The following is a 1,472-nucleotide window of genomic DNA, read 5'->3' as shown; positions in this document are numbered from 1 at the left end:
CTCAGTCAAGGTCTGGCGAGATGCATGGCAGCGTTTCGTACCGTTTCTGCAGTTCCCACCAGTGAGGTTACCCTCGTTTAGTGGACACCCTACTTGTACGGATCTTGTGTCCGTGGGAGAGGATGTTCATTGTGAGTCAACAGCGCAAGAAGTACACGCCGGAGTACCGGCGTGAAGCTGCGAACCTGGTAATCGAATCGGAGCGGCCGATCGCTCATGTGGCTAAGGAGATCGGTGTTTCCGCCGGGCTTTTAGGCCGCTGGGTCAAACTCGAGCGTGAACGCCGAGGAGCCTCGGATGGGATGAGTGAGGCTGATCTTCGTGCTGAGAATGCTCGCCTGCGCCGTGAGTTGGCTGAAGCCAAGATGGATAACGAGTTTTTGTCAAAAGCGACAGCCTTCTTCGCCGCGAAGCAACGCGAGCAGAAAAGTTCGAACTAATGCAGCAGGAGAAGGCGAACTACAGCATCAAACGCATGGCACGACTATTAAAAGTATCTCGGTCTGGATACTACAAATGGGCCCATGCGCAGCAGAAACGACTATCCGGCGAAAATGATCGTGCTGCATTTTACGATGGCGTTGACCGAAAGATTCATCAGATTTGGAAAGACTCCGATGAGGTTTATGGTGCTCCGCGGATCACCGCAGAGCTCGCTGAGCGCTACCAGATCACATTGAATCGCAAGACTGTGGCGAAGCGGATGCGCATGATGGGCATTGAAGGGATTTCACCGCGTGCTTTCGTTCCAGTGACAACGATCCAAGCCAAGCGTAAATCCACGCTTCCTGACCTGGTTAAACGCATGTTTGATACCGGTGAGCTTAACCGAGTGTGGATGTCGGATATTACCTATCTGCGCACCGGTGAAGGATGGTTGTACTTGTGCGCGGTCCGCGACGGCCATTCCCGCAGGGTACTGGGCTGGGCTATGGATAGCGTTCAAGACACACGCCTGGTCGAGCGGGCTCTGCGGATGGCGCATACGCTGCGCGGTGACGTTGCTGAAGGACTGGTGTTTCACGCTGACCGCGGAACCCAATTCACCAGCGAGAAGCTCTGGGAGGTGTGCCGCAGCCTGGGCATTGCTCAGTCCGTGGGGCGTACTGGTGTGTGCTTCGATAACGCGATGGCCGAGTCGTTCTGGTCGACGCTTAAAACCGAGTTTTACGACCGCAAGCGCTGGGCGACCCGTGATGCCGCGCGCAAGGCCGTTGCCTACTGGATTGAAGTCGTCTACAACCGTCAGCGTCGGCACTCCGCCCTCGGGATGGTCAGCCCCGTCGACTTCGAGAACCACACCGGTTCAACCATCAACAGAAAAGAAATAGCTGCCTAACTACTAGGTAGCTCCACTACGTGTCCACGATTTGCGGGCAACCCCACCAGCGGCCAGAAAGGTTATCTATACGACGAACTCGATTGAATCATTCAACAATGAACTGCGTAAAGCTACCCGCAACAGGGTGCAA

The 1,472-nt window shown here is 55.3% G+C and carries 1 protein-coding gene; it reads left to right on the top strand.

Features of this window, described 5'->3' with window-relative positions; all coding sequences use genetic code 11:
- Nucleotides 1-122: 122 nt before the first annotated feature.
- Nucleotides 123-1,339, top strand: a protein-coding gene (locus L8U58_RS10085; RefSeq protein ID WP_269955267.1) for an IS3 family transposase whose coding sequence is annotated in 2 segments (ribosomal slippage) — nucleotides 123-384 and nucleotides 384-1,339 — 1,218 coding nt in all. Because the reading frame shifts where the segments join, the coding sequence is not laid out codon by codon here.
- The last annotated feature ends 133 nt before the right edge of the window (nucleotides 1,340-1,472 follow it).

Origin of the sequence: Corynebacterium macclintockiae (assembly GCF_027570165.1) — a bacterium.
Taxonomy (GTDB): domain Bacteria; phylum Actinomycetota; class Actinomycetes; order Mycobacteriales; family Mycobacteriaceae; genus Corynebacterium; species Corynebacterium macclintockiae.
Note: the sequence above shows the minus strand (reverse complement) of the source record. Positions and strands in the feature narration are given on the sequence as shown.